General features: G+C 62.1%; 31 protein-coding genes. 19 read left to right on the forward strand and 12 right to left on the reverse strand.

Translation table 11 applies throughout. The features are described from left to right. Positions 1 to 31 precede the first annotated feature (31 nt). On the forward strand, positions 32 to 625 hold the full coding sequence (locus ACS0VV_RS00250; protein WP_483530746.1) for a hypothetical protein: 594 nt from the start codon (positions 32 to 34) through the stop codon (positions 623 to 625). On the opposite strand, the gene ACS0VV_RS00255 is transcribed toward ACS0VV_RS00250, so the two are convergent. The 3 genes from ACS0VV_RS00255 to ACS0VV_RS00265 all read right to left on the reverse strand — a co-directional run bounded on the left by ACS0VV_RS00255 (position 606) and on the right by ACS0VV_RS00265 (position 3284). Next, positions 606 to 1940: a DNA-packaging protein gene (locus ACS0VV_RS00255; RefSeq protein WP_483533466.1), complete on the reverse strand. Its 1335-nt coding sequence runs from the start codon at positions 1938 to 1940 to the stop codon at positions 606 to 608. The two genes, ACS0VV_RS00250 and ACS0VV_RS00255, sit on opposite strands and share 20 nt — an antisense overlap. Before the next feature lies 1 nt (position 1941). Further along, positions 1942 to 2559, reverse strand: a complete 618-nt coding sequence (locus ACS0VV_RS00260) for a hypothetical protein (RefSeq protein WP_483530747.1) — start codon at positions 2557 to 2559, stop codon at positions 1942 to 1944. Between the two features lie 206 nt (positions 2560 to 2765). Continuing rightward, positions 2766 to 3284 (reverse strand): hypothetical protein, encoded by a 519-nt coding sequence (locus ACS0VV_RS00265; RefSeq protein WP_483530748.1) that lies wholly within the window; start codon positions 3282 to 3284, stop codon positions 2766 to 2768. A gap of 155 nt (positions 3285 to 3439) precedes the next feature. Between ACS0VV_RS00265 and ACS0VV_RS00270 the strand changes: the two genes are divergently transcribed. The 5 genes from ACS0VV_RS00270 to ACS0VV_RS00290 are packed head-to-tail and all read left to right on the forward strand — an operon-like array spanning position 3440 to position 6084. After that, positions 3440 to 4087 carry a YqaA family protein gene (locus ACS0VV_RS00270; RefSeq protein ID WP_483533467.1) on the forward strand — a complete coding sequence of 216 codons (648 nt, stop codon included), beginning with the start codon at positions 3440 to 3442 and terminating at the stop codon, positions 4085 to 4087. A 59-nt stretch (positions 4088 to 4146) separates the two neighbouring features. Beyond that, on the forward strand, positions 4147 to 4473 hold the full coding sequence (locus tag ACS0VV_RS00275) for an ArsR/SmtB family transcription factor (RefSeq protein WP_483530749.1): 327 nt from the start codon (positions 4147 to 4149) through the stop codon (positions 4471 to 4473). Beyond that, positions 4473 to 4895: an ArsI/CadI family heavy metal resistance metalloenzyme gene (locus ACS0VV_RS00280; protein WP_483530750.1), complete on the forward strand. Its 423-nt coding sequence runs from the start codon at positions 4473 to 4475 to the stop codon at positions 4893 to 4895. Before ACS0VV_RS00275 ends, ACS0VV_RS00280 begins: the two co-directional genes overlap by 1 nt. Positions 4896 to 4898: 3 nt before the next feature. Continuing rightward, positions 4899 to 5411 (forward strand): arsenate reductase ArsC, encoded by a 513-nt coding sequence (locus ACS0VV_RS00285; RefSeq protein ID WP_483530751.1) that lies wholly within the window; start codon positions 4899 to 4901, stop codon positions 5409 to 5411. After that, positions 5404 to 6084, forward strand: coding sequence for an aquaporin (locus ACS0VV_RS00290; RefSeq protein ID WP_483530752.1), 681 nt, complete (start codon positions 5404 to 5406; stop codon positions 6082 to 6084). The genes ACS0VV_RS00285 and ACS0VV_RS00290 overlap by 8 nt, the downstream gene beginning before the upstream one ends. A 13-nt stretch (positions 6085 to 6097) precedes the next feature. Here ACS0VV_RS00290 and ACS0VV_RS00295 read toward each other — a convergent pair whose 3' ends face one another. After that, positions 6098 to 6733, reverse strand: coding sequence for a Crp/Fnr family transcriptional regulator (locus ACS0VV_RS00295; RefSeq protein ID WP_483530753.1), 636 nt, complete (start codon positions 6731 to 6733; stop codon positions 6098 to 6100). 118 nt (positions 6734 to 6851) lie between these two features. On the opposite strand from ACS0VV_RS00295, the gene ACS0VV_RS00300 reads away from it, so the two are divergent. Further along, entirely contained in the window at positions 6852 to 7664 is an 813-nt protein-coding gene (locus tag ACS0VV_RS00300) for a sterol desaturase family protein (protein ID WP_483530754.1), read from the forward strand. On the opposite strand, the gene ACS0VV_RS00305 is transcribed toward ACS0VV_RS00300, so the two are convergent. The 4 genes from ACS0VV_RS00305 to ACS0VV_RS00320 form a co-directional block, all read right to left on the reverse strand. Next, positions 7661 to 8092 carry an OsmC family protein gene (locus ACS0VV_RS00305; protein WP_483530755.1) on the reverse strand — a complete coding sequence of 144 codons (432 nt, stop codon included), beginning with the start codon at positions 8090 to 8092 and terminating at the stop codon, positions 7661 to 7663. The genes ACS0VV_RS00300 and ACS0VV_RS00305 overlap by 4 nt on opposite strands. A 47-nt stretch (positions 8093 to 8139) precedes the next feature. After that, the gene (gene spt, locus ACS0VV_RS00310) at positions 8140 to 9390 is read right to left on the reverse strand and encodes a serine palmitoyltransferase (RefSeq protein ID WP_483530756.1); all 1251 of its coding nucleotides are present in this window, start codon (positions 9388 to 9390) and stop codon (positions 8140 to 8142) included. 7 nt (positions 9391 to 9397) lie between these two features. Further along, positions 9398 to 9640 (reverse strand): acyl carrier protein, encoded by a 243-nt coding sequence (locus ACS0VV_RS00315; RefSeq protein ID WP_483530757.1) that lies wholly within the window; start codon positions 9638 to 9640, stop codon positions 9398 to 9400. 106 nt (positions 9641 to 9746) lie between these two features. Then, on the reverse strand, positions 9747 to 10148 hold the full coding sequence (locus ACS0VV_RS00320) for a response regulator (protein WP_483530758.1): 402 nt from the start codon (positions 10146 to 10148) through the stop codon (positions 9747 to 9749). Positions 10149 to 10243: 95 nt separating this feature from the next. Between ACS0VV_RS00320 and ACS0VV_RS00325 the strand changes: the two genes are divergently transcribed. The 6 genes from ACS0VV_RS00325 to ACS0VV_RS00350 are packed head-to-tail and all read left to right on the forward strand — an operon-like array spanning position 10244 to position 13979. Next, complete coding sequence (locus tag ACS0VV_RS00325; protein WP_483530759.1) at positions 10244 to 10513, forward strand: DUF3572 family protein; 270 nt, start codon at positions 10244 to 10246, stop codon at positions 10511 to 10513. Continuing rightward, positions 10510 to 11130, forward strand: a complete 621-nt coding sequence (locus ACS0VV_RS00330; protein ID WP_483530760.1) for an HAD family hydrolase — start codon at positions 10510 to 10512, stop codon at positions 11128 to 11130. Before ACS0VV_RS00325 ends, ACS0VV_RS00330 begins: the two co-directional genes overlap by 4 nt. 36 nt (positions 11131 to 11166) lie before the next feature. Continuing rightward, entirely contained in the window at positions 11167 to 11628 is a 462-nt protein-coding gene (locus ACS0VV_RS00335; RefSeq protein WP_483530761.1) for a hypothetical protein, read from the forward strand. 9 nt (positions 11629 to 11637) lie between these two features. Next, on the forward strand, positions 11638 to 12099 hold the full coding sequence (locus tag ACS0VV_RS00340) for a RidA family protein (protein ID WP_483533468.1): 462 nt from the start codon (positions 11638 to 11640) through the stop codon (positions 12097 to 12099). After that, complete coding sequence (locus ACS0VV_RS00345) at positions 12092 to 12832, forward strand: glycerophosphodiester phosphodiesterase family protein (RefSeq protein WP_483530762.1); 741 nt, start codon at positions 12092 to 12094, stop codon at positions 12830 to 12832. The genes ACS0VV_RS00340 and ACS0VV_RS00345 overlap by 8 nt, the downstream gene beginning before the upstream one ends. A gap of 10 nt (positions 12833 to 12842) precedes the next feature. After that, positions 12843 to 13979 (forward strand): GNAT family N-acetyltransferase, encoded by a 1137-nt coding sequence (locus ACS0VV_RS00350; RefSeq protein ID WP_483530763.1) that lies wholly within the window; start codon positions 12843 to 12845, stop codon positions 13977 to 13979. A 3-nt stretch (positions 13980 to 13982) separates the two neighbouring features. Here the strand turns inward: ACS0VV_RS00350 and ACS0VV_RS00355 are convergent, their stop codons facing one another. Beyond that, positions 13983 to 14117 (reverse strand): hypothetical protein, encoded by a 135-nt coding sequence (locus tag ACS0VV_RS00355; protein ID WP_483530764.1) that lies wholly within the window; start codon positions 14115 to 14117, stop codon positions 13983 to 13985. A 29-nt stretch (positions 14118 to 14146) separates the two neighbouring features. Next, on the reverse strand, positions 14147 to 14479 hold the full coding sequence (locus ACS0VV_RS00360; RefSeq protein ID WP_483530765.1) for an SEL1-like repeat protein: 333 nt from the start codon (positions 14477 to 14479) through the stop codon (positions 14147 to 14149). A gap of 321 nt (positions 14480 to 14800) precedes the next feature. On the opposite strand from ACS0VV_RS00360, the gene dksA reads away from it, so the two are divergent. The 6 genes from dksA (at position 14801) to kynU (ending at position 20016) form a co-directional block, all read left to right on the forward strand. Further along, complete coding sequence (dksA, locus tag ACS0VV_RS00365; protein WP_483530766.1) at positions 14801 to 15259, forward strand: RNA polymerase-binding protein DksA; 459 nt, start codon at positions 14801 to 14803, stop codon at positions 15257 to 15259. A 170-nt stretch (positions 15260 to 15429) separates the two neighbouring features. Then, positions 15430 to 15765: a PilZ domain-containing protein gene (locus tag ACS0VV_RS00370; protein WP_483530767.1), complete on the forward strand. Its 336-nt coding sequence runs from the start codon at positions 15430 to 15432 to the stop codon at positions 15763 to 15765. Between the two features lie 57 nt (positions 15766 to 15822). Next, complete coding sequence (locus tag ACS0VV_RS00375) at positions 15823 to 17340, forward strand: ABC transporter substrate-binding protein (protein WP_483530768.1); 1518 nt, start codon at positions 15823 to 15825, stop codon at positions 17338 to 17340. A 48-nt stretch (positions 17341 to 17388) separates the two neighbouring features. Beyond that, positions 17389 to 17823 (forward strand): DUF4112 domain-containing protein, encoded by a 435-nt coding sequence (locus tag ACS0VV_RS00380; RefSeq protein ID WP_483530769.1) that lies wholly within the window; start codon positions 17389 to 17391, stop codon positions 17821 to 17823. A gap of 35 nt (positions 17824 to 17858) precedes the next feature. After that, the gene (locus ACS0VV_RS00385) at positions 17859 to 18653 is read left to right on the forward strand and encodes a tryptophan 2,3-dioxygenase (RefSeq protein WP_483530770.1); all 795 of its coding nucleotides are present in this window, start codon (positions 17859 to 17861) and stop codon (positions 18651 to 18653) included. A gap of 139 nt (positions 18654 to 18792) precedes the next feature. After that, on the forward strand, positions 18793 to 20016 hold the full coding sequence (gene kynU / locus ACS0VV_RS00390) for a kynureninase (RefSeq protein ID WP_483530771.1): 1224 nt from the start codon (positions 18793 to 18795) through the stop codon (positions 20014 to 20016). A 10-nt stretch (positions 20017 to 20026) separates the two neighbouring features. Here the strand turns inward: kynU and ACS0VV_RS00395 are convergent, their stop codons facing one another. Together ACS0VV_RS00395 and ACS0VV_RS00400 are read right to left on the reverse strand one after the other, a co-directional pair. Then, positions 20027 to 20500, reverse strand: coding sequence for a hypothetical protein (locus tag ACS0VV_RS00395; RefSeq protein WP_483530772.1), 474 nt, complete (start codon positions 20498 to 20500; stop codon positions 20027 to 20029). Positions 20501 to 20937: 437 nt separating this feature from the next. Further along, entirely contained in the window at positions 20938 to 21513 is a 576-nt protein-coding gene (locus ACS0VV_RS00400) for an HNH endonuclease (RefSeq protein ID WP_483533469.1), read from the reverse strand. Positions 21514 to 21774 lie beyond the last annotated feature (261 nt).

A 21774-nucleotide genomic window follows, 5' to 3' on the forward strand; every position in this document is an offset into this window, starting at 1 on the left:
GTCATTCCCGCGCAGGCGGGGAGTCGCAGACGTGCAAAGCACAATCCAGCTGGACCCCCGCCTGCGCGGGGGTGACAATACTTCTTTAGAGGTTAGGGTGTTGCCATTGGCGATCCATGGGAAGAGAGTGACGGTGCGTGAGATTGCTTTGGTTGCCGCTGCAAGCCTGATCGCTGGATGCAGCAGCGACCAGCCGCCAACATCGTGCCCACAACCCGACGATCCTGAATTCGTAGAGTGTTTCGACGTGAGTTCGGATCGCGACATAGTTGCGCATTCGGAGCGATGCCTCCCACCAGTCGAGCAGACTCGTTTTGAAGGGACTTGGGCGAACGATTTCGAGTTCGACCACTTCACTGCCGGACGTGTATTGACTCCTGAAGAAGCATGGCGATTTCCTGATCGTCAGGTCTCGCTCATTGTGAGAGGCACCCCGCTTGAGCCCTATACCTTGGACGAGAGGGCCACGGTTCTCCGTGTCTCGTTTGCGGGGCGACAAATCCCCTGTGGCATTTTCGGTGAGTATTATGATGCGATCATCGTTGATGAAGTGATTTACACGCAAGTGGTCGAAGACCGTCAATCGGAATGGCATTCAGAGCAGGCTATAGCCCCCGAACCCTAGGCACCGCCCTCGGCTTCTCGAGCATCAGCTCGGTCAGCGCCCATACCAGTGCGTCGGCGCGGTCGGGCGAGCGGCCGGGGCCTTCGTAGCCGCCGCCGGTCAGCATTCCGCACATCTGGTCTTCCAACTCAGGCAGCATTCCGACATGGGCGACGCGGCCGGCTTCGTAGAGTGCGGCGACCGGTTCGGCGCGGGCGACCTTGCCGCGGCTTGCGTGCACCAGTTTCACCGGCATCACGCAGTCCGCCGCGCGTAGCACGGAGGCGACCATATCGCCGCCCTGATTGGCTTCGGCGACCACCCGGTCGGCCTTCCATTCGCGCGCCGTCACCGCCACCGCGCGCGCCCATTGTTCGGGCGAGGGCGAGGTGACCGAGGCATCGTGCAGCACGCGGCCCTCGCCATCCGCTGTCAGCGCGCAAACGATAATCCCGCAGGCATCGCCCTTGGCGCTTGCAGGCGGATCGACGCCGATGACGGTGCGCGCCGTGTCCTCCAGACAGGCAGGCACACGGCACGCCTCCAGCAGGCTGCGCGTCCACAAAGCGCCTTCCACATCGGTGAGCAGCTCGCCTCGCAGCTCCTGCCGCCCGAGCGCGCTATCGCCATATTGCCGCTTCATCGCGCCGAGGAACTCGGCGGGAAGATGCGCCGCGTTGTCATAAGTGGTGCCGCGTGTCACGACGAGATCGGGGTCGCTGCCGTCGCCGACCAGCCGCCGCATCAGCGGCACCGCACGCGGCGTGGTGGTGGCGACCACTTGCGGATGGTCGCCCAGTCGCAAGCCCATTTGCAGATTGTCCCATGCGGCTTCGGCACGTCCTGCGGCATTGTCCCATTTCGCAATCTCGTCGCACCAGGCATGGCTGTGCTGCGGTCCGCGTAGACTTTCGGGCTCGCCAGCCGAATACAGCGTTGCCTGCGCGCCATTGGGCCAGGTCAGGCGCCGGAGCGAAGGCTCGAAGAGCGGCGCATCGTCGGCGTCACAGCAGGCAAGAATGCCGCTTTCGCCTTCGATCATCACCGCGCGCGCTTCGCCCAGCGAGCGGGCAACCAGAGCGAAACGGGCGTTTTCGTCCTCCTCGACAATCTGCCGCACCCACTCGGCGCCCGCGCGGGTTTTGCCAAAGCCGCGTCCGGCGCAGATCAGCCATAGCCGCCAGCCCCCTTGCGGCGGCATCTGTTCGGCCCGCGCCCAGAACGGCCAATAGCTTGCATAGCGTTCGCATTCCTCCTCGTTCAGCCTCTTGAACAGCGATTGCCGGTCTCCCGGTTCGAGTTCGGCGAGAAATTCGCCGCGTTCATCGGCGGCCATCTCAGGCATCTTCTCCCAGCAGCTTCGCCGCCGCAGCCTTGCGTTCACGCATCTTGTCGATCTTGGCATTCAGGCTAGCGAGGATGGCTGCCTTGTCGCGTTTGGTGCGCCGCACGCGCTCTTTCGCGACCGTCTCCTTATGCGCCGCCAACAGCCGCAGTGCGTTGGCGACGTCCATTTTGTGATCCGGTGCAGTAGCGCGCAGATAGCCGAGCAATTCCATTTCGAGATTCTCGTAGCCTTCGAGCAATGCGGAATCCCAGCGAGCGGCGAATGCGCGGCTTTTGCGCCGTTCGGCATAGACGGTGGTCAGCGGAACATTGGCTGCCTTCGCCGCTGCGGAGACGTTCGATCGTTCGGCAAGCGCATGGAAGAAGGGATTTTGCCATCCGCCCTTGGTGGAATGGAGGCCGCTTTGCGCGGTCATGTCCTCGGGTTCGCGATCTTCGAGCGCGGCACTCCATGCTTCGGCAAACTGCCTGTTGCGCTTGCGCTGGGTATAGGGGGTCGTATCGTGCACCCCTGCGGCCTTGCAGGCTTTCGCCACGACCTTTGTTTCGCGCAATGCGGTGAGAAATGCCGGCATCCATTGCGGGCCGTGTTCGAAAATATTGGTCATAGAGCCTCCTGCCGGTCGTCGCTCGCGGCAGGCAGGCACGAAAAAGGCGGCCCTCCGGTGAAGGAGGCCGCCTTTTGTGGTGCCGTGCTGCCGACTCGCTTTATCGCGATGTTCGACTTATGTGCCAGAACAGCGTCACAATGTCAATCCAAAAGTGCCAATATGGTTATTTTGTTGGAGAGTGACGTGCCTCCGTGACAGTGCGATCAGCTTTCCGCCCCGGCGAAGAGCGCCGCGAGGCGGGCCTCTTCCTCCTGAAGTGCCTCGTAGTGATTGTTGAAGTCGAGGAAAAGACGATCCATCGCCTCATCGATCGCAGCCATTTGCATTAGCGGCAGGGCCTCTTCCAGCGGCATATCCCGGATCAGCATGCGCGTGTTCGTTGCCACGACGGTAGACGCGATTTCCGAATCGATCCGAAGAAGCCGGACTGTCGCCCAAGCAACAACACGGTCATCAAGACTGTGCGATTCACCATCAAACCTCAGTGCCAGGCCCTCTTCCTCCAAGCGCAGGCACAGCGCATCATAGTTTTCCGGCGAGAAGCCGATTTCTTCGATGACAGCCGTGACGCTTTCATAGCTTGAGTACATGATGAAGCATTGCGGTTCCGCCTCGGCAGCTTCCTGGGCGCTCGCGGCACCGGGCACGGCTGCCATCAGGGCGGCGATGCCGAAATTGCCCAAAAGCACGTTTCGAAGCGATGATGTGCTAGCGAAAATCATAGTCTACCCCCTCTTGAACACACATGATGTGCCCCAGAGCCGCGCGCTTGTCCAATGACACTTGCTGTTAGGCGCGCGCATTCGCCTTGCGCGTCATGGGCCGCTTCCCTAGAGGCGCAGCCAGCGCCCACCTGCCTGAAAGCTCCCCCGCCATGATGAAACTGCTGCGCGGTCTGTATGACTGGACGATGGACAAGGCCTCGCATCCCAAGGCGGAATGGTGGCTGGCCTTCTTCGCCTTCATCGAATCGAGCTTTTTCCCGGTGCCGCCGCATCCTTTGCTCGGCCTGATGTGCCTGGCGGAGCCGAAAAAGGCGATCCGCTTTGCGCTGGTTTGCACCATCGCAAGCGTGCTCGGCGGGTTGTTCGGCTACGCCATCGGCGCGCTGGCTTATGAGGCGATCGGCGAATGGATGCTTGGTGTGCTCGGCCTTACCGAGAGCTTCCCCGTCGCCGCGTGCTATATCCGCGAGCAGGGCGCGATTGCGGTCTTCCTTGCCGCCGGAACGCCGATCCCGTTCAAGCTGATGACGATTACGGCAGGCTTTATCGGGATGAACCTGGTCACCTTTGCGCTCGCCGCGATTGCGGGCCGCGCGCTCATTTTCATGGTCGTGGGCATCCTGTTCCAGGTCTTCGGCGCGCCCATCAAAGCCTTTATCGAGAAATATCTCGGCTGGATGACGACCCTGTTCGTGGTGCTGGTGGTGGGCGGATTCCTCGCGATCACGCAGCTGGGTGGCGGCGAGGATGACGGCACGGCGCACCCCTGTGACAGCGTGACCTCGATCGAAGACCTTTAATTTCGAGCTTTCTCGAAATTTAGCTTGCAATCGGGAAAGACATTTCGATAATAGTCGAAATGAACTCCGATTCTGCCATCCTCGCTCTCGGCGCGCTCGCGCATGATCACCGCCTCGCCGTGTTCCGCCTGCTGGTGCAGCAGGGGCCCGAAGGGCTGGCGGCGGGAGAGATCGCGCGGACACTGGGCTTGCCCAATTCCTCGCTGTCCTTCCATCTCGCGCAATTGCAGCAGGCGGGCATTGTCGCGCAGCGGCGCGAGGGGCGCAGCCTTATCTATTCCGCCGATTACGCCGCGATGGATGCGCTGATGGGCTTTCTCACCGAAAATTGCTGCCAGGGCGCGGGGTGCGCTCCATCGGCCGCACAAAAGAAGGAGCAATGCTGATGAAACGGATGCACGTTCACGTCGGGGTGCGCGATCTCGACGCCTCGATAGCTTTTTACAACGCGCTCTTCGCTGCCGAACCGACGGTGCGAAAAGAGGATTACGCGAAGTGGATGCTAGACGATCCGCGCCTCAATTTCGCGATCTCCCACGAACACGCCGCTTTGGGGATCGAGCATCTCGGGATCGAAGCGGAAAGCGCGGAGGAATTGCGTGAGGTCTATGCGCGGATGGAGGCGGCCAAGGCCCCGGTGCTGGAAGAAGGCTGCACCACCTGCTGCTACGCCAAAAGCGAAAAGAGCTGGATCGCGGACCCTGACGGGGTGAACTGGGAAGCCTTCTTCACGAGCGGGGAGGCGACCGTTTACGGCAATGCCGCGGACATCGCCCCACCCGTGCCATCGGCGCAGTGCTGCGGCTGATCTATGCGCAACATCCTGTTCCTCTGCACAGCCAATTCTGCGCGCTCGATTTTGGCCGAAGCGATCCTGCGCGATGCCGCACCGGGGCGCTTCGCCGCCTTCTCCGCCGGGAGCACGCCGAGGGGGGTGCCCAATCCGCTGGCGCTCGAACTGCTGGCGGCGAAGGGCCACGCGGTAGGCGATCTGCGCTCGAAAAGCTGGTACGAATTTGCTGGCGAAGGTGCGCCGCCAATCCACGCTGTCATCACCGTCTGCGACAACGCAGCGGGGGAGACGTGTCCGGTCTTTCCTGGCCATCCGGTGCAAGCGCATTGGGGCATTCCCGATCCGGCAGGCTACGCAGCGGACGGCTCCCATATCGACGGCGATCTGTCGGGCTTTGAAACCGCTTACACGCGGCTGACGAAGAGGGTGCAGGCGATGCTGGCGCTGGACGAGGATGTGCTCGATCCGGCGGACTGGCGCAGGGCGCTGACCGCCATCGGGCGGGATGGGGAAGGGGCAACGAATGGCTGACACATATCTGGCCAAACGGCTGACGGCAGAGGCGCTGGGCAGCTTCTTCCTCTTTGCAGGCGTGCTCGGTTCTGGCGTGATGGCGGAGAATCTCGCGGGCGGCAACGTCGCACTGGCGCTGCTCGCCAACACGATTGCGACGGGCGCGATCCTCTTCGTGCTGATCGCGACGCTCGGCCCAGTGTCGGGCGCGCATTTCAATCCGGCGGTGACACTCGCCTTTGCGTTGCGGCGCGAAATGGGCTGGAGCGAGGGCGCGGCCTATGTGCTGGTGCAGATTGCGGCGGGTGCGCTGGGCGCATTCGCTGTGCATCTGATGTTCGATCTGGAGATTTTGCAGTTCTCGACAAAAGCCCGCGCCGGGATTGGACAGTGGAGCGGGGAGGGCATCGCCACCTTCGGACTGGTGCTGAGCATTTTCGGCATGATCCGCCACAAGCCGGAGGCGATTCCGGCGGGCGTGGCGCTCTATATCGTGGCGGCCTATTGGTTCACGAGCTCGACGAGCTTCGCCAATCCCGCAATCACCATTGTGCGCAGCCTGTCGGACACGTTCGCGGGGATTGCACCTGGCGATGTGCCTGCCTTTATCGCAGCACAGATCGGCGGGGCGATATCGGCAACAGTGTTGGGCGGCTGGCTGTTCGCGTCGCCTTCCGAAGCCACCGGTTAGACGCGCCGCTTAGTCAGTCGCGCGCAATCGTCGCCAGCGCATCCGGCCTCACGCAAGTCAGACCGCCATAACGGCGCGTGACGAGCCCCGCCTCCTCAAACGAGCGCAGCGCGGTGTTGACCGTGGCCCGCGTCAGGCCGAGCAGGTCGGCAATTTCCTGCTGGGTGATATCAAGCGCGACCGGCTCGCCGCGATGGCCCGCCATATTGGCGAGCAGCATGGCCAGCCGCGCCGTGCCACTGCCTTGCCGGATGCCCGCCAGCAGCGAAAGCGCTTCCTGCAATTGCAAGGAAAGTGCGCTGAGCAGGCGGGTGCTTGAAACCGGATACTCGCGGAGCAGCCGCTCAAACATCCCGGCCTCGACGTATCGGAGCCGCGCCTCGCCGCGTGCCACGACATCGACGACGCGCGGCGTCTGCCCAAATACGGCGAGTTCGCCAAAAGAATCGCCCGATTCCAGCACAACCACCGCGCGAAACACGCCTTCGCTGGTGAACTGTCCGGCGATGGCTGCGCCTTCCTCGATCACCCAGAATCCGTCGGGCGCGGTGCCGCGCTGCTGGATAATCGCGCCATCGGCGAAGCGGCGCACCGGGCTTTTGTCGCGGAGCAGGCGCTGCAATTCTTCCTCGAGCTGCGCAAACAGCATGGGGGCGGCAAAGGACCGGCCTGCGGGCGCGACAGAATGTATGATATTAGACATTCTCCAACGCAGCTAGCCGCTATTGCGGGCCCAAGCAATTGGCGAGCAAGTTGGAGAGAGGCCCATGTCCGGTTCGACCATCGCGATTGTCTGCATTTTCGCGGGCTTTGCCGTGCTGGAACTCTGGCGCAGCAATCTGTTCGCCAAGCCCGAACAGACGCGCGACGACGCAATTGTCGAAAGCGTCAGCATGATCGTCCTGCTCGCGCTCACACAGCCTGCGGTGCTGTTCGCCGCTGCTGCCCTTTCGGGCGTGGTCGCACCGCAATATGCAGGCGCGCTGGGCGAGTTGCATTGGCTTCCTGCGCTGGGACTGTTCCTCGTGCTCGACGATATGATGCAATATTGGTGGCACCGCGCGAGCCACACCTTTCCGTGGCTCTACAATCTGCACCGCGCGCATCACAATGCCCGCTATATGAGCGTGCGGCTCGTCTACCGGAACAACCTGTTTTACTACGCGATGATGCCGGGCATCTGGCTGTCGGGCGTGCTGATCTATCTGGGGCTCGGCTGGGTCTATGCTGCCTATATCGTCGTCAAGCTGACGGTGATTACCGGCGCGCATTCGGATGTGGCTTGGGACAGGCCGCTCTACCGGATCGGCTGGCTATCTCCGGTGATGTGGGTGGTCGAGCGGGTGATCTCGACGCCCGCGACCCACCATGCACATCACGGCCGCCATGCCGATGACCCGGCGACGCATTACAAGGGCAATTACGGCAATTTGCTATTTGTGTGGGATGTGCTGTTCGGCACCGCGCGGATCACGCGCAGCTACCCCGCCAGCTATGGCGTCGAGAATCTCGCCCCCGCCTCGCTCGGGCAGCAATTGCTCTGGCCGGTTTTTCCCGAGCGGCGCGAAGACCGTGACTAGCCCTCGAACGCGGTTTCGAGCGTGATCTCGGTGTCGAGCAGCTTCGAAATCGGGCATCCCGCTTTCGCCTCGGCGGCGAGGTTTTCAAAGCTTGCCTGATCCATTCCGGGCACCTTTGCCTTCGTCGAAAGCGCCGATTTGGTGACCGTCCAGCCGCCATCGCCCTTTTCCAGCGTGACCTCGCACGAGGTGACAAGATCACCATCGCTATGCCCGGCCTCGGCCAGCTTGAAGCTCAGCGCCATGGTGAAGCAAGCGGCGTGGGCCGCCGCGATCAGCTCTTCGGGATTGGTGCCCGCTTCATCCTCGAAGCGGGTGGTGAAGCCATAGGGCTGCGCCGCGAGCGCGCCCGATCCGGTCGAAACATGGCCTTTGCCGCTTTTGCCAAAACCCTCATATGTCGCGCTTCCAGTATTGGTAGTTTTCATGGGAAATCTCCTTTCCCGCTCAAACGCGCCGCCCGGCAAAGGCGTTCCTAGATAATCCCGACAGCCTTGCCCGCACGCTCGAACATGCCGAGGATCGTTTCGACCTGCTCGCTCGAATGCTCCGCGCAGAGCGAACAGCGCAGCAGTGTCATCCCCGCAGGCGTTGCCGGGGGGCGGGCGAGGTTGACGTAAAGGCCTTCGGTCAGCAGCGCGTTCCACATTGCGGCGCCGCTTTCCAGATCGGGCATGACGACCGCGATGATCGCGCTTTGCGGTTCATCGGTGCCGAGCTTGAAGCCGCGTTCGATCAGTCCGGCATGCAGCCGCCGCGAGTTCTCCCACAGATGCGCGCGCTTTTCCCCGCCATGCATCAGCTTGCGGATCGAGGCGGCCGAGCTCGCCATCACCGCAGGCGGCAAGGCGGCGGTGAACACGTAGGGGCGGCACACCAGCCGCATGATTTCGAACTTGGGGTGGTTGGACACGCAGAAGCCGCCCACCGTGCCAACCGATTTGGAGAAGGTGCCGATGATGAAATCGACCTCGTCCAGCACGCCCTGTTCCTCGGCCACACCGCGTCCGTGTTCGCCGATAAAGCCCATCGAGTGCGCTTCATCCACCAGCACCATCGCGCCATTGGCCTTGGCGACTTTCACCATCTCGGCCAGCGGCGCGACATCGCCCAGCATCGAATAGACGCCTTCGAGCACGACGAGCTTGCCCGCGCCTTCGGGAATGCGCTTCAGCCGCTTTTCCATCGCTTCGATATCATTGTGCTTGAAGGGCACGACTTCGGCATTGCCCATCGCGCAGCCATCCCAGATGCTGGCATGGCTATCGATGTCGAGCACGATATAATCGCCCTTGCCCGCAAGCGTGGAAATGATGCCGAGATTGGCCTGATAACCGGTGGAAAAGACCATCGCGTGGTCCATCCCGTAAAACTCGCGTAGCGCGGCTTCGACATCGCGGTGATCGCGGAAAGTGCCGTTCAGCACGCGGCTGCCCGTGGTGCCCGCGCCGAAATCGGCCATCGCCGCCTGGCCCGCCGCGATCACGTCGGGATCGAAGGTCATGCCCATGTAATTGTAGGTTCCGAGCAGGATCGTATCGCGCCCGTTGCATATCGCGCGGGTGGGGCTGAGCACCTGCTCCATCACCAGGCTGAACGGATCTTCCGCCCCGCTTGCCAGCAGGTTCTGCCGCAGGGCGATCACGTCATCGAATTTGGAGAGCAGGTCTTTCGCGCCGCCCTCCTGCGTCTCGGGCCGGTCGGCCTGCATCACACCTTCGCTCATGCTGTGCTTACTCCGAAACCATGGAGGTGACGGCATCGACGAGCTGGCCATAGGTCTCGATCTCGGCCTGCTGGTTCATGCTGATGATAATGTCGAATTCGTCCTCGATCGCCGCGACGAAATCCATCACCGTCAGGCTGTCGAATTCCATGTCGCCGGCAAAGGTCGTCGTATCGGTAATCTCGACACCCTTCTTGTTGAAATCGGCAATGATGGCGCGGATGCGCTCGTCAACTGTGGCACGGTCCATGAACAGGGTATCCTCGGGTCAAAGCATTGCGCGCGTCATAGAACGCGTGTCACTGTCCGGCAAACCTTTCGGCGCGGCGAATGTCAAGCAGGTCTGAAAGGCGGTGTCAGGCAGCGGCGGGGCTGGCAGAGGGAGTTCCGGCAGCATCGACCAGCCCCCGCACCGCCGCCATAAACGGCCCGATGCTGACCGGTTTGGAGAGATAGCCTTCCGCCCCCGAAGCGCGAATCCGCTCTTCATCGCCCTTGCCAGCATAGGCGGTGACCGCGAGCACGGGCACGCCGCGAAGCTCCGCATCGCCTTTCATCGTGGCGATAAGATCGAGGCCTGAAATATCGGCGAGCTGGATATCCATCACAACAAGATTGGGCGTGAAGGCGCGCGCCGTATCAATCGCGGCATGGCCATCGGCAACACTTTCCACCGAAAATCCGCCTGCGGCGAGTACGTCGCAGAACAATTTGCGATTGAGATCGTTGTCCTCGACAACGAGTATTCTCTTCGTCATGTGCGCCCCCGAAGGATCAACTTGCCTTTGGGCTGATACCTTACCACTCGATCCCCGATTCGCGGAATGCCGCAATTCACCGGAATTGTAAAACCATGTCTCAATCCCTGCCTCCCTCTGATCCTGCTGCCATCGCGCTGGGTGCGCTCGGCTGGATATTGTCCGAAGAGGGGCGGGCGCAGCGTTTTCTCGATCTGACCGGCCTCACCCCCGATGGCCTGCGCGCAGCCTTGGCAGAACCGGCAACGCACCGCGCGGTGTTCGAATTTCTGGCCGCGCACGAGCCCGACCTGTTGGCCGCCGCCGACGCGCTGGGAATGGCCCCCGAAACGATGGTCGCCGCCGGACAGGAGCTTTCCCGATGAGCCGCCCGCTGCTGGTAACCGATTGTGACGAAGTGTTGCTGCACATGGTTAGGCATTTCAGCGCCTGGCTTGATGAAGAACACGCGATCGATTTCTCTCTCAACGGCAATCCCTTCGCCGAATCGATGCGCCTGCGCGCCACCGGAGAGACCGTGCCCGAAGAGAAGATGTGGGAATATCTCGGCGGCTTCTTCGATACGCAAATGGACACGCAGGAGCCCATCGCGGGCGCGCTCGAAGCGGTCGCCAAGATCGGTGAGGATGCCGATGTCGTGGTGCTGACCAATCTGACCGACGAGCGCAACGCGGCGCGCGTGCAGCAATTGCGCAAACACGGCCTCACCGCGCCGGTCTTCACCAACCAGGGGCCCAAGGGCGCGGCATTGAAGCGCATCGTCGAAGAGCACGGCGCGACCCGCGCGGTCTTCATCGATGATATTGCCGGGCATCATAAGAGTGCGCAAAAAGAAGTGCCGTTTGTGAACAGGCTGCATCTGTGCGGCGAACCTGCCGTTGCGCCGCATATCCCGTGCGCGCATGAAGCGGGCCACGCCGATGCGCGGATCGACAACTGGGACGAGGCCTTGCCCTGGATACTCGAAACACTGCATCGATAAAGCTATGCGTTCTGACGGGGTTTTAAGGGGTTTGCTATGATCAGGACTTTTTCTGTTGCCGTTTTGTGTTTCGTGGCCGTTGGATGCGGCGGTGAGCAAGCCCGGCAAGTCCCCGCTGCCGAACCGGTGGTAACGGTTGCAGACTATTGCGCGCGCCTTGCGGCAATGCCTGCTGACAGAAACATCATATCAGCGGATTTCGGGCCATTCCCCGGCGCAACTGGAAATCCTGGCACAATGTACCTGTCGGACGAAGATTCCGATGCCCTTACCGCCTGTCTTGCAGATCGGGTGGCCGCGGATTCGGAGACATTTGCCGGCGGCCGCATGATTATTGCCCTTACCCAGCGGGAAAAACAGCAAACGCATAACCAGCTGGTATCGCTTGCTGCAAACCAGTTCGGAATCGACGGTGCAGGGCAATTCGCAGACGCCGTGATGGAGAAAGTCGAGCCTCGATTGGGCGAAACACGCGAACTAACTACTGGAGCTGAATGAATGCCCGAAATGACGATTGCTGCCCGCCTGGAAGAACTCGGAATCACCCTGCCCAAAGCCGCCGCGCCGGTCGCGTCCTATGTGCCGGTCGTGGTGACGGGGAACCTTGCCCATGTGTCGGGCCAATTGCCGTTTGTGGACGGAGCGCTGGTAACGGGGCGGCTGGGCGAGGATGTGTCGCTTGAACGCGGACAGGAAGCGGCGCGCGCCTGTGGTCTTATGATCCTTGCGCAATTGGAAGCGGCGGGCGTTTCGCTCGATCGGGTTACGCGGATCGTCAAGCTGGGCGGGTTCGTCAATTCGACGGGTGACTTCATCGATCAGCCCAAGGTTGTGAACGGCGCGTCCGATCTGATGGTGGAAGTCTTTGGCGATGCCGGAAAGCACGCTCGTGCTGCGGTAGGCGTGCCCGCGCTGCCGCTGGGTGCGGCGGTGGAAGTCGATGCGATTATCGAGCTGTCCGATGGCTAGTGCCCCCGACTGGCTGACTGCGCAGGCCTATGCCCATCGCGGTCTGCACGATGCCAAAACGCCAGAAAACTCGCTCGCGGCCTTCGCCGCAGCGATAGAGCGCGGGCTGGGGATCGAATGCGATATCCGGGTCAGCCTCGACAGCCGGGCGATGGTGTTCCACGACGCCGAGACTGACCGGCTCACCGGCAATGCGGGCGTTACCGCGAATATGACCGTGGGCCAGCTCACCGCGCTGACACTGTGCGGGAGTGGGGAGCACGTGCCCACCTTGCGCGATATGCTCGAACTGGTGGCGGGCCGCGTGCCGCTGCTGCTCGAACTCAAGACCGACGGGAAAGAGCCAGTGCACAAGCTCTGCCGCGCGGTGCGGCGCGATGTCGAGGGCTATACGGGGCAAGTTGCGGTGATGAGCTTTGACCCGCGCATCGGCGCATGGTTTGCCAGCCATATGCCCGATCTGCCGCGCGGCATGGTGATTACCGAACAGGGTTCGCGCACATTGTCGGGCGCGGTCAAACGGCGGGTGCAGACGAAGAAGGCCTCGCCGCACTTCCTCGCCTATGACGTGCGCGATCTGCCGAGCCGCTTTGCCAAGAGCTACGCCAAATGCGGCACGCCGATCCTCAGCTGGACGGTGAAGAGCAGCGAGGATGTGGAAACCGTGGTGGCTTCGGGCGCGATACCTATTTTGGAAGGTGATGGGGTAGCCGCGTGGGAGGCGCGCGCCTAATTAGCCTGTTATGGCTGACGGCGAACTCTCTGCACGAATCTATCCCGCCGTGGGGGCAATTCCGAAAGCGGAATGGGACCGGCTGGCAGGAAGCGCTAATCCATTCGTCAGCCACGATTTCCTCACCATCATGGAAGAAAGCGGCAGTGTCGGCCCCGGTACGGGCTGGCAATCCGCGCCGCTCGTGTTGGAAAATGCAGCGGGCCGGATGCTGGGCGCGCTTCCCGGCTACCTCAAAGGCCATAGCCAGGGCGAATATGTCTTCGATTACGCTTGGGCCGATGCGTACCACCGCGCGGGCGGCGAGTACTATCCCAAATACCAGATCAGCGCGCCCTTCACCCCCGCCACCGGCCCGCGCGTGCTGGTGGAGGATGCCGTCTACGCCGCCCCGCTGCTCCGCGCCGCGCAGCAATTGACCGCAAACAATCGCTGGTCTTCCGCCCATGCAACCTTTGTCGAGCCGGAGCAGGTCGGGCTTTTCGAAGAAGCGGGCTGGCTCAAACGCGAGGATATCCAGTTCCACTGGTCGAACCGCGATTATGCCAGCTTTGACGATTTTCTGGGCACGCTGACTTCGCGCAAACGCAAGGATCTGCGCAAAGAACGCCGCGCGGCGAATGAGGGCGTGACGATCACGGCGCTGTCGGGCGATGACATCCGGCCCGAGCATTGGGACGCCTTCTGGCTGTTCTACCAAGACACCGGCGCGCGCAAATGGGGCACGCCCTATTTGACGCGCGAAGCCTTCACCCTGTTCGGCGAGCGGATGGGCGAGAAGCTGCTGCTAATCTTCGCCTTTGCCGACGGAATGCCGATAGCGGGTGCGCTCAATTTTATCGGGGCGGAGGCGCTCTATGGCCGCTATTGGGGCTGCCTCGCCGACAAACCCTTCCTGCATTTCGAGCTATGCTATTACCGCGCGATAGATGCCGCCATCGAACGCGGACTGAAACGGGTAGAGGCAGGCGCGCAAGGCGGCCACAAAATGGCGCGGGGATATGAACCGGTGGCGACCACCTCGATGCACTGGATCACCGACTCCGGCTTCCGGCAAGCTGTCGAGGATTTTCTGGAAGCCGAACGGCGCGGCGTGGCGATGGATCGGGAACTGCTCAGCCGGAGGATGCCGTTTAGGCGGGGTTAACCCCTACCGCTCAAACCCCGCCATCATCTCGTGGAGATAAGGGGATTGCCGAATCAGCGTATCGCCGGAGTGGCCGGACTTCCCCGAAAGCGACAGGCCCATCACCAGCCGCTTCATGCTCTTTGCAAAATTACGCACAATTACTCTCCAAAACGCGTTAGCGCCAATCAGGCAGCGCGCGCATCACCGGCGCGCAGCCATTCGCGGGCGCGGCGTTGGGCTTCGGAGATTTCGCGGGCGGTCATTTCGTCCGAAATATCGGCGCGGCACCAGCTGGCTTCCTCGTGACCGCGCGACGCGGCGAGGTTGAACCACTTATGCGCCTCGATCAGGTCGCATTCCACACCGTGGCTGCCGGTCGAATAGGCGACCCCCAGATTGTACAGCGCGTCCACATCGCCATCCGCCGCAGCGGCGAGATTGCGCGCTATCAGCATATCCGCTCCGCTCATATCCGCGGGTCGGGCCTTCACAAATGTTTCGATCTTGGCGAGTTCCATGGCCGTCGATCCCCTGTCCTTTTCGCCGGTGTCCCTGTGGCGCCGGCTTCCGATGGGCCAAGGTTTTGACGCTTATGGTCAAGAAATGGTTAACGGCATTCACCTTTTACGAAATTCTACGAAAGCGCAGCCCCCGCTCATCGACAGATAATTCCGCATTCGGGGACGGTGCCGCATTGTCGCTTGTGCGTTACAAAGCGCACCCCTATAGGCCCGCCACGACCCCTAATGCCTTCGCGGCCAGCGGTGTCAGACCCGGCAAACGGGCGGCCATTGGCGCAATCCCGAGAAGGCTCCAGCGAGAGGGATTTGGAGTAGCTGATGGCAACGGCCACGCGTGACGATATCGATATCCTGACACAGGCCAAACGTGCCTTGCCCGCGGATTACGTGCCGCATGACGACGAAGACTATATGTCGGATGCGCAGCTCAACTATTTCCGCGTGCTGCTGCTCGAATGGAAGAAGTCGATCCTCTCGGCTGCCGAGGGGACATTGCAGAACCTGCAGGAAGGCCCGATCCGTGAGCCCGATCTCAATGATCGCGCGTCGAGCGAAACCGATTGGGGCATCGAGCTGCGCACGCGTGATCGCCAACGAAAGCTCATCGCCAAGATCGACGCGGCGCTGCGGCGGATCGATGCGGGCGAATATGGCTGGTGCGACAAGACCGGCGAACCGATTGGCATCAACCGCCTGATTGCCCGCCCCATCGCCACCATGACGGTGGAAGCGCAGGCCGCGCATGAGCGGCGCGAAAAGATTTCCCGCGACGACTGATCCGTTTCGGGACAGTTTGACATGAGTACCCGAAATTAACGTCTGGTTAGCCCTTTCCGCCGCATTGCAATGGTGTCGGATGCAGCCATCCGGCAGATTGTAAAATCGTTGCAGGCCCCCATGTCGGCAACTCTTTGCAAGCAAACGGACAGAGGCAAGACGTGACCGCAATGAGCAATGTCGATACCCGCCAGGTCGGACGAGACAGCCTGTTCCTGCTGGCGCAGATCCGCGTCGACGGAAACGAGAATGTGTTCCGCATCAAGGTGCGCAACCTCTCGGCAGGTGGCATGATGGCGGAAGGCGACGTGCCGGTGGTTCGCGGCGCCCGTGTGACCGTGGAACTGCGGAATATCGGCCAGGTCGAAGGATCAGTGGCGTGGACGCAAGGCAACCGCTTCGGAATCGCGTTCCTTGACGAAATCGATCCAAAGCTTGCCCGGGCACCGGTTGAAGGCTCCACCATCAATCACACCGGATCGCAGCAGGGCTTTCGCAAGATCTGAAGCCGGCCGCTGCGCTGGCCATTGATGCTTCGGCCCGCACAGCTTATCGCTGGTGCCATGGCCCGGCGTGATATCTTCCTTCTGCGGCAGCTGACAGCGGGCAGCGCTGCGTTGCTCCTGCTCGCCGGATGCAGCGGCGGTGATGACGGAATGATCGACATAGCGGTGATCGGCTCACCGGCTGGGGTCTTCGCCGATGATCTGCGCTTATCTTCTGGCGCGCAACACGTGCGGGCGGCCACCGAAAGCGGGCTGGTGACTCTGAATGCGCAGGGCGAAGTTGTGCCAGCGCTGGCCGAAACCTGGTTACCCGCTGATGACGGGCTCAGCTTCTATTTCCGCCTGCGCGATACCGCATGGCCAGACGGCACGCGGCTGAGTGCCGAGAGCGCTGCCGCTTCGCTCAATCGCGCGATTGCCGCGCTGGAGGGAACTTCGCTGGGCCGCGATCTGATGGTGATCGAAGACGTGCGGGCGATGGCGGGCAGGGTGATCGAAGTGCGCTTGTCTTCGCCCGAGCCCTATCTCTTGCAAATTCTCGCCCAACCCGAGCTTGCCCTGCGTGCAGAGGGCGGAGGCACCGGGCCGATGGTGATGACCCGACTCGACGCAACGGACGGCGGAGAAGGCACCGCCGCGCGCCTCGCCTTCAAGCCACCCGACGAACGCGGCCTCGCCATGGATGAGGACTGGCAAGAGGGTGTCCGCACGATCCTGCTCACTGCCGCTGATGCGGAAAGCGCGATTGCCCGGTTTGACTCCGGCGAAGCCGATGTTGTGCTGGGCGGCACGCTGGGCGCACTCCCGCTTGTCGAGCTCGGCCCACTGTCCGCGGCGACCTTGCGGATCAGTGCTACAATCGGCCTGTTCGGCCTGCGCGTGCAGCGCGAGGATGGCTTGCTTGGCAATAGCGGGGTGCGCGAAGGACTGGCGATGGCACTCGACCGCGAGGCGCTGCTCGCGGATTTCAACCTTGGCGGCTGGGTTTCGACCACGCGGCCGGTCTACCCCAACTTGCCCGATGATCCCGGTCTGGTGGCCGAAAGGTGGGGTGACCAGCCGATTGAGGATTTGCGCAGCGAGGCGGCGGCGCGCGTTGCTGCATGGCGACAGCAGTTCGATACCGAGGGAGGCGCCAACCCGGCAGAGCTAAGCATCTACCTGCCACGCGGCCCCGGCTGGGAGATTTTTCTAGGCAATCTGGCGGAGCAATACGCCACTATCGGGATCAGTCTGGTGCGTGCCGAGAACAGCGCCGATGCCGATTTGCTGCTGATCGACCGGGTGGCTCGTTATCCCGCACCGCGCTGGTTTCTCAACCAGTTCCACTGTTCGCTTGGCCGGCCATGCAGCGAGATTGTTGACCTCAAGGTCGAGGCAGCCTTGCAGCAGACAGACCCGCTCGCGCGCGCCACCCTGCTTGCCGAGGCGGAGGCCGATCTGACGCTGGAAAATGTCTACATCCCCATCGGCTCGCCGCTGCGCTGGTCTTTGGCGAGGGGCAGCGTCGAAGGCTTTGCCGCCAATGCCTACGCCTTCCATCCCTTGCCGCCGCTCGCCGAAATACCCAGATAGCGCCTGAGGAGGATTGCCAGAATGGCCGAACCCAACCGTCCAGTGCCCATGCAGAGCGAGCCATTTGGCAGCACGTCCACGCGTCCGCAGGCGCTGGGAATAGAGCTGCCAACAGGCCGCGATCCGCACTCGATCCGCCGCCGTATCGAAGCCATGGAAATGGTGCTGGAGCGGGCCTTCGTCATTCCCGGCATCAACCGCCCCATCGGGCTCGACACGATTGTCGGGCTGGTGCCGGTGCTGGGTGATATCGTCACCATGGGCATGGCCGCCTACATCGTGTGGGAAGCGCGCAATCTGAAGCTGCCCAAATGGAAGCTCCTGCGCATGGCGGCCAATGTCGGCATCGATACCGCCGTTGGCGCGGTCCCGGTGGTGGGCGATCTGTTCGACTTCATGTACCGCTCCAATTCCAAGAATTTGCGGATCGTGAAAAACCATCTCGACAAGCATCACCCCGAAACGCGGCTGGTCGACCGGTAGTTTCCTTTGTGACTTTGTCGCGCTAGGCGTTGGCCATGGCCAAGAGCGACGTCACCTATTCCAGCTATCTCGATCTCGACCGCATTTTGTCGGCGCAGCATCCTGCGTCCGACGCGCATGACGAGTTCCTGTTCATTATCGTCCACCAGGCGAGCGAGTTGTGGCTCAAACTGTGCCTGCACGAACTGATGGCGGCGAGAGAGCTGATCGCTGCGGACGACCTTGATCCGGCGTTCAAAATGCTCAGCCGCGTGGCGCAGGCGCAGCGGCAACTGATTTCGAGCTGGGATGTGCTGGCGACGATGACGCCGCATGATTACTCGCAAGTGCGCCCGCATCTGGGCCGCTCGAGCGGGTTCCAGAGCGCGCAATACCGGCTGATGGAATTCATCCTCGGCGGGCGCAATCCCGATATGGTGACAATGCACGAGGCGACGCCCGAAGTCGCTGAGAAGCTGCGGGCGGAACTGGCACGGCCAAGCCTCTATGGCGAAGTGCTGCGCCTGCTGCGGCGGCGCGGTTTCGACATTCCGCAAGGTTTGGTTGAAGGCGAGACACGCGGACCGCACGAGCCTTCGGAGGACGTCGTGCAGGCGTGGGCGCAAGTTTACCGCGACCCCAAGACACATTGGGATTTGTACGAGCTGGCGGAGAAGCTGGTCGATCTCGAATACCACTTCCAACGCTGGCGTTTCGGCCATTTGAAGACTGTCGAGCGCGTGATCGGCTTCAAGCGCGGGACCGGCGGGACGGCGGGCATTCCCTATCTCGAAAGCGTGCTGAAACTGGGGTTCTTCCCCGAGTTGCTGAGCGTGAGGACGGAACTTTGACATCCACCAGTCATCCGACTGCCCTGAGCTTTTCGGAAGCGAAGCTGAACCGGAGGTTCTACGGCTGTAATTCCCTTTTTACGCGAGGCCAGAAGGAAAAGCAGTCCTTCGACAGGCTCAGGACGAACGGATCTTGAGTATGTATCTTCTCCAAAAAGCCGCCGAATTCGACGCCGCCGATCCGCTCGCACACTGGCGGAGTGAATTCCTGATCGCGGACGATATCGCCTATCTCGACGGCAATTCCTTGGGCGCGCTACCCAAGGCGACACCCGAACGGCTCCAGCACGCCATCCAGCAGGAATGGGGCCAAGACCTGATTGCCAGCTGGAACAGTGCCGACTGGATCGGCCTGCCGCAGAAAATCGGCGGCATGATCGCACCGCTGATCGGCGCCGCGAGCCATGAAGTCATCGCCGCAGACTCGGTCTCGGTGAACCTGTTCAAACTCATCAGCGCCGCGCTGAAAATGCGCCCTGGGCGCAAAGTCGTCCTCAGCGAGCCCGGTAATTTCCCGACCGATCTCTACGTGCTGCAGGGGCTGGAAGGGCAGGGCCTCGCCGAGCAGCGGCTGGCGGAACGCGACGCCATCGAGGATGCGCTGGACGACGATGTCGCGCTGCTGATGCTCACCCATGTGCATTACAAATCGGGCGCGATGTTCGATATGAAACGGCTCACCGCCAAGGCGCATGAGGCGGGCGCGCTGGTGTTGTGGGACTTGTCGCACAGTGCAGGCGCGGTGCCGGTCGATCTCAACGGTGCCAAGGCCGATTTCGCGGTCGGCTGCGGCTACAAATACCTCAACGGCGGCCCGGGCGCGCCTGCCTTCGCTTACGTTGCTGAGCGGCACCACAGCGCCATCGAACAACCGCTGAGCGGCTGGATGGGCCATGCGCGGCCCTTCGCCTTCACCGACGACTACGCGCCCGCCCACGGCGTCGACCGGCTGCTTTGCGGCACCCCGCCGATCCTCGCCATGCGCGCGCTCGAATGCGGGGTGGAGCTGATGGCGCGCATCGGGATGGAGGCGCTGGTCGCAAAGTCCCGCGCCCTCTCCGAATTCACGCGCGAGGCGATGGCGGAGGTCGTGCCCGAACTCGAATGCATCGCCCCCGCCGATCCGGCAGCGCGCGGGAGCCAGCTGAGCTTCCGCCACGCCCATGCTTACGAGCTATGCCAGGCCCTGATCGCCCGCAAAGTCACCGGAGACTTCCGCGCCCCCGACGTGTTGCGCGTCGGCTTCGCGCCAGCTTACGTAAGGTTTGCCGACTGCGCGCGGCTGGTGCGCGAGTTGCGCGATATTCTCGACAGCGGCGAGTGGCGGAAGGCGAAGTATGCCGAGCGGGGGGCGGTGACGTAAGTCGCGGCGCTTAACCTGCCCGGTATCGCCAGGTGAACTCCACCTCGTCCCTCTTGCCGGAGCAGCAAAACACCAGATTATCAGGGTCTCTGGACAGGGCAGCAATCCGGTCTGCGTTGCGCAGTAGTGCGTTGATCATCGCCAGATAGAAGGGCGCGCTGTTGTTTGGTGCCTTTATGTTGATCCACCCAAGATGTTTATGCGTGAAATCGCCGAGCGCATAACTTCGTTCGGGGACTTGTGCCCAGGAGCTTGCCTTTTCGAGATCCTTCGCCGCCACAGCTTCAAGAAATAGCGGCTGGCTAAATGCAGTCATTCGCCGCGCCGATGCCAGCGAATTGCCGCGCGTGTCGGCGCAAACGCATACCCCGTAACTCTCGTGGTCGTAATACAGCGCGAATGTGAAGACATCTGTGCCCTTGTCGGAGAGGGTCCGAAGCGCGGTTTCTATCACCCAGTTGAAATTGGAATCGTATACGCTCATGCGACCTCTTAGCGGTGCGTTGAGCCAGTGCCTATATCAATTGCTTGTCAGGGGTAAGGCGGTGATCTCTTCGCCGGGTTGCCATTCTGTATAGTCCCAATCATAAACTCGGCCAGCTTCCAAATCGACAGCATACCATCCGAGCAAGACGCTTCCGCAAATTTCCTCGTGGCAATGCGCATTCAGGCGGCCCGTATGCAGGTCAGTGCCTTCTCGCGGCCCCAGCTCGCAGCCATAGATTTGCTCGTCTCGGTAAGTGCCATTTGCCACGACTGTTTCGCGAAGCAGATCGCAGGCTTCGATTGAAGACGCGTCCGGAACAGCTGTGAGGATTGGCCCGATTGGCGCGGTTTCTTGCGGATTGTCAGGTGGCTCGCTTTCGGCGCAAGCTGCTATCAGGCTGATACCAAGGGCGAGCCACAGGGCGAGTGCGCTCCTCAAGCCTCCAGCTCGATATCCCAGTACAGCCAGTCCCGCCACGTCTCGTGCAAGTAATGCGGCGGGAAGCTTTTGCCGTGTTGCTGCAATTGCCACGAGGTCGGGCGGATCGGCTCGTATTGCAGCCGCATTGCCGCTTCCTTCGGCGTGCGCCCGCCTTTCTTCATGTTGCACGGCGCGCAGGCGGTGGCGATGTTTTCCCATGTCGTCTTGCCGCCGGCGCGGCGGGGGATGACGTGGTCGTAGGTCAGATCCTTCTCGCTCCCGCAATACTGGCAGGAAAACCGGTCACGCAGGAACAGGTTGAAGCGGGTGAAGGCGGGGAACTGGCTGGGCTTCACATATTGCCGCAGCGCGATGACGCTTGGCACTTTCATGTCGAGCGATTGCGAGTGCACCGCGCGGTCGTAACTCGCGACGATGTCCACCCGCTCAAGGAACACCGCCTTGATCGCGGTCTGCCACGGCCACAGGCTCAGCGGATAATAGGACAGCGGGGTATAGTCCGCATTGAGCACCAGCGCGGGGCAGCTTTCCAGCTTGCGTACCGGATCGTCCTCCGCACTGCGGAAGATGGCGGCTCTTTCAATCAATTCGGCTTTGAACACGCTTCGTGTCCTCCCGTGATTGACGGTGAGTGTGCATTTGCACGGTTAAGCGTCAAGACTGTTACACACCACCTGTCCACAGGGCTGTGCACATAAAGCGCCTTGTCATTGCGAGCCGCCGACAGGCGGCGCGGCAATCCAGTCCCAGCGCGCATGGTCGGCAACCCGTCAGCGTGAACTGCGAAGCCAGAACTGGATTGCTTCGGCGCTGCGCTTCTCGCAATGACG

The sequence above is a fragment of the Aurantiacibacter sp. KMU-128 genome, assembly GCF_056933515.1.